Annotated in this window: 4 protein-coding genes; all 4 read right to left on the bottom strand. The window is 74.4% G+C overall.

Annotated features, from left to right (window positions below; all coding sequences use genetic code 11):
• Nucleotides 1-608 (bottom strand): nucleotidyltransferase family protein (locus ACSNOG_RS31865; protein ID WP_436756185.1); only part of this gene is annotated, 608 nt, incomplete at its 3' end.
• A 52-nt stretch (nucleotides 609-660) separates the two neighbouring features.
• Complete coding sequence (locus tag ACSNOG_RS31860; protein WP_436756184.1) at nucleotides 661-1,668, bottom strand: SDR family NAD(P)-dependent oxidoreductase; 1,008 nt, start codon at nucleotides 1,666-1,668, stop codon at nucleotides 661-663.
• Between the two features lie 73 nt (nucleotides 1,669-1,741).
• On the bottom strand, nucleotides 1,742-3,199 hold the full coding sequence (locus tag ACSNOG_RS31855; protein ID WP_436756183.1) for a hypothetical protein: 1,458 nt from the start codon (nucleotides 3,197-3,199) through the stop codon (nucleotides 1,742-1,744).
• A partial coding sequence (gene pelF / locus ACSNOG_RS31850) for a GT4 family glycosyltransferase PelF (RefSeq protein ID WP_436756182.1) occupies nucleotides 3,196-4,522 on the bottom strand: 1,327 nt, incomplete at its 5' end. The genes ACSNOG_RS31855 and pelF, both read right to left, overlap by 4 nt.

Below are 4,522 nucleotides of genomic sequence, written 5' to 3'. Positions count from 1 at the left end.
GCGCGCGGCGGGGTGTTCGCCTCCAGCATGTCCAGCACCAGCTCGTCGAAGCCCAGCGGGAGGCCCGGGGTGTAGCGGGCGAGGGCGGAGCGGGAGACGCCGTAGACGCCCATGGAGACCCGGTAGTCCATTCTGGGCTTCTCCGCGAAGCCGACGACTCTGCCGGAGTCGGTGGTCAGCACCCCGAAGTCGATGCTCACCTGGCGTGCGTAGGTCGCGATGGTCAGCGGGGCTGCGGAGGCCACGTGCGTACGGTACACATCGCCGAAGTCGAGGTCGGTGAGGATGTCGCCGTTCATGGCGAGGAAGTGCTCGGGCAGCCGGTCGAGCATGGTCAGGAGGGGGCCCATGGTGCCAAGGGGGCTCTCCTCGGTGGTGTAGTCGACGCGTATGCCCCACTGGGAGCCGTCGCCGACGTAGGCGCGGATGATGTGGCCGAGGTGGCCGATGGCCAGGGTGCAGCTGGTGAAGCCCGCGCGGGCGAGCTGGCGCATCACGATCTCCAGGATCGCGTGCTCCTCGCCGATCGGGACCAGAGGCTTGGGCAGGGCGGTGGTGTACGGGCGGAGCCGGACGCCTTTGCCTCCGGCAAGGATGACGACATGCATGGGTGCTGTTCCTCTCTGCGTGGGTGACGTGGGGCGAGCGGTGCCCGTCGCGTCAGACGTTGTAGATGCCGGCCTTGTACCGGCCGAGGTTCAGCGGGTCGCGGAAGAACGCGACGGTCTGGGCGAGCCCCTGCTCAAGGGTGTGAGCGGGGGCCCAGCCGGTGGCCGTGCGCAGCCGGGTCGCGTCGCACACCAGGCGCATGACCTCCGAGGCGGCGGGCCGGATGCGCTCCTGGTCGGAGCGGACCTCCAGCTCGGCGTCCATGATCTTGCCGATGAGGGTGACGAGGTCGCCGACCGAGATCTCCTCGCCCGTACCGGCGTTGAACGTGCGTCCGACGACGTCGGCGGCGGGGGCGGTGCCGACGGCGAGGAAGGCGGCGACGGTGTCCTTGACGTAGCTGAAGTCACGGGTGGGACGCAGGTCGCCGAGGGTGATGGTGCGTTCCCCCGCGGCGACCTGGCCGATGACGGTGGGGATGACGGCCCGCATGGACTGGCGCGGGCCGAAGGTGTTGAAGGGGCGCAGGGTGACGACGGGGACGTCGAAGCTGGCGTGGTAGCTGTCGGCGAGGCGGTCGCCGCCGGCCTTCGAAGCGGCGTACGGCGACTGGGTGTTGATGGGGTGATCCTCGCTGATGGGCACGGTCTGCGCGGTGCCGTAGGTCTCGCTGGTGGAGGTGTGCACCAGGCGCGGGATGCCGAGGTGACGGACGGCCTCCAGCACGTTGAGGGTGCCGGTGACGTTGGTCTCCACGTAGCTGTGCGGGGCGCGGTAGGAGTAGGGGATCGCGATGAGGGCGGCCAGGTGGTAGACCGCCTCGGTGCCGGTGACGAGGCCGTGGACCGAGCCGGGGTCGCGGACGTCCCCGAGGACGACCTCGACGTCGTCCATCACCTCGGCGGGCAGGGTCTCCAGCCATCCGTAGGAGGAGAAGGAGTTGTACTGCACCATCGCGCGGACCCGGTGGCCGGCGGCGACGAGCGCCTCCACCAGGTGCGAGCCGATGAAGCCTTCCGCGCCGGTGACGGCTACGGGTGCGGGGGCGGATGCGGGCATGACGGTCTCCCTTTGCGTGAGCGGTGGCGGCCGGCTCGGGCCGCGGTGGAGCGGGGACGGAGCGAACGGTGCGTCAGCGGTGTGTGGTGATCCGGCTGAGCAGGGCGGTGGCGGCGGCGAGCAGGCAGGCTGCCGCCGCCGTACAGACGACGAGCTGGGCGGTGACGGGGGCGCAGATCCGCGAGGCGGCGGCGGCCGACTCGGCGCCGGCCGCGGCCAGGCACACCAGGGCCGGCAGCCAGGCGACGCCGAAGGCCTGCAGGAGCAGCCCGGTCCACAGGACGGCGCCCAGGGCGAGCAGGGAGGCGGTCCGTCCGGCGGTGACCGGCGGGCCGTCCGGCCACAGCGCCCCCGTGGCCAGGGCGAGCAGGGCGAGCGCCGCGAGGTAGGCGGCGACGCACAGGCCCAGCACGCGTGCCGCGCCGAGCTTGAGACCTGCGGTGGTGGTGGAGCGGGCGAGTGCCGCCAGCGCCGTGCCGCGGCAGCGGTAGAGCAGCCATTCCGCGGCTCCCATGCTGAGGGTGAGCGCGATGACGGCTGCCCCGGCGGTGGTCGCGCCCGGGGTGCGGCGCAGGACGTCGCCCAGTGCGGCGAGGGTCGTCAGCACGCCGCACCCCAGGCCGAACAGGCCGTACGGGACGGAGGCCAGCGGCGACAGGGCGGGCTGCCGGGGTGGTTCGCCTTCGCGGCGGGCCCGCAGGACCTCGCGGGCCGCCGCGGCGCACACGCCCCCGGCGGTGGCCAGGAGCAGGGCGGTGCGCAGGGCGTCGGGCGGCCGGACGGCCAGGAGCGCCGCTCCCCCGGCCGCGGTGGGCGTGAGGGTGAGGAGGAGCAGCCGCTCGCGGCCGAGCACCAGCAGGACCGTTGCCGCGCCGAGGTAGAGCGCCTGGCCGGCGGCGAAGGCGGCGACTCCCGGCAGGCCGGGCGGGATCACCGCCGTGGCCGCGGCCAGGAGGGCGCCGAGCGGGGCGCCCCACTGCAGGCAGCGGGCCGCCGCGCTGCGGCCGCCCGTCGCCAGGCGCAGGTAGGCGCGGTGGGCGAGGGCCTGGTTCCACGCCCACGCCACGAGCGCGGAGGCGACGAGGCCCGCCGTGCCGAGCGGCAGGCCGTAGCCGTCCCTGGCACCGGCCATCAGCGGCGCGGCGAGGGAGTAGCCGAAGCCGGGAAGGGTGAACACCAGGGCCCGCAGGACGAAGCGGCCCGGGGTGACCTTCCAGGGGTCCGGACGGGGAGCGGGTTCGGGGTGGCTGCGGGGCACGCGCGCGTAGAGCTCCGCGGCGAGCTCGAAGGCGTCGGCCTTCCCGTAGCGTTCGGTGATCTGTTCGCCGGTGAGGCCGTCGGCCTCCAGGACGGCCGCGATCTCGTCGGGGTGGACGGCCACGGCGCACACCTCGGCCAGTTGCCGGGCGAGGTCGTCCACGGGGTCGGCGGCCCAGCTGGGCCGCGGCCGGGACCGCACCGGTACGGGTGCGGCCGCCGGCCCGTGGTCGGGCTCGGGCTCGTCGGGCACGAGACGGAGTAAGCCGCTCATCCCGCACCGCCCGCGGCCATGGCCATGACGGGTCTCTCGGCGTCCGCGAGGGCCCGGGCCGGTTCGGCCTGCTTGCGCCGGGACCGGTCGAGGGTCTCGGGCCGGCGGGTGCCGGCGAGGTCGTGGTAGATGTCGCGGAAGGCGTCGATGGTCTGCCTCAGAGTGAACTGCTCGATCACCCTGAGGCGGGCCCGCTCCCCCATGTCCGCGCGCTGCGCCGGGTCGCGCAGCAGCTTGAGCGCGGCGCGGGCCATGGCCTCGGGGTCACGGGGCGGTACGACGAGCCCGGTGTCGCCGACGGCCTCGCTGACGCCGCCGACGTCGGTGGAGACGGTGGCCCGGCCGCACGACATGGCTTCGATGAGGGTGAAGGGGAAGCCTTCGCTGATGCTGGAGAGCATCACCACGTTGCCCGCGGCGTAGGCGTCGCGGATGTCGTCGACGCGCCCTTCGAAGACGACGGCTTCACCGGCGCCGAGGTCCGCGGCGAGCTTCTCGCAGGCGGTGCGGTAGCCCTCGCCGCCGCGCGGGGTGCCGCCGAAGAGCCGCAGCCGGGCCTCGGGGATCTCCTCGCGGACGAGCGCGAAGGCGCGGATGAGCGTCTCCAGTCCCTTGATGGGGTCGACGCGCCCGGCCCAGCTGAGCGTCGGGGTGTCCGGCTCGGGCCCGGCGGGCGGGAACGCCGTGGGGTCGACGCCGTTGTAGACGGTGCGGATACGGTCGGGCGGGGTGCCGCCGTGCTCCTCCCAGCGCCGGTTGTAGCGGTTGCCGGGGGTGACCAGGGAGGCGCACCGGTAGCTTTCGACGGCGAGCATCCGGAACAGGCCCAGCAGCAGGGCCTTGACCGGCCAGCGGTAGGGCTCGGCTCGGAAGCTCAGGTAGCGCTCGCGCAGGTAGATGCCGTGCTCGGTGAGGAGGAAGGGCGTGCCGTGCCGGTGGTGGGCGACCAGGCCGGGCAGCGTCGCGAGCCCTCCGCTGACGGCGTGGGTGACGCCGGTGGCGGGCGGGGTGGCCGCGAGCGGGCGCAGCGCGTGCTCCAGCAGGTCGGTGGCGAGCAGGGCGTCGTGCAGGGTGGGGCGGGCGGCCGCGGTGTGCAGGTGCGGCCGGTTCCAGACGCGGACGAGGGTGCGGGCGGCTGCCTCGCCGCGCAGGGCGGCCGACAGGACGCCGGTGGAGGCGTGGTCGGCGAGGCGGTAGAAGGTGCGGGCGAAGTGCCGCTCCTGGGCCGGGTCCAGGAGGGAGAGCAGGAACTGCTCGTAAGCGGTGAGGAAGGCGCGCAGGTCCCGGGGGGGGGGGGGGGGGGGGGGGGGGGGGGGGGGGGGC

The sequence above is a fragment of the Streptomyces sp. URMC 124 genome (genome assembly GCF_051386455.1).
Lineage (GTDB): Bacteria > Actinomycetota > Actinomycetes > Streptomycetales > Streptomycetaceae > Streptomyces.
This window is presented reverse-complemented; position numbering and strand designations above follow the sequence as displayed.

Coding starts and splice junctions, on each gene's coding strand:
- ACSNOG_RS31860 (WP_436756184.1), bottom strand. CDS start 1,668: ATGCCCGCATCCGCCCCCGCACCCGTAGCCGTCACCGGCGCGGAAGGC.
- ACSNOG_RS31855 (WP_436756183.1), bottom strand. CDS start 3,199: ATGAGCGGCTTACTCCGTCTCGTGCCCGACGAGCCCGAGCCCGACCAC.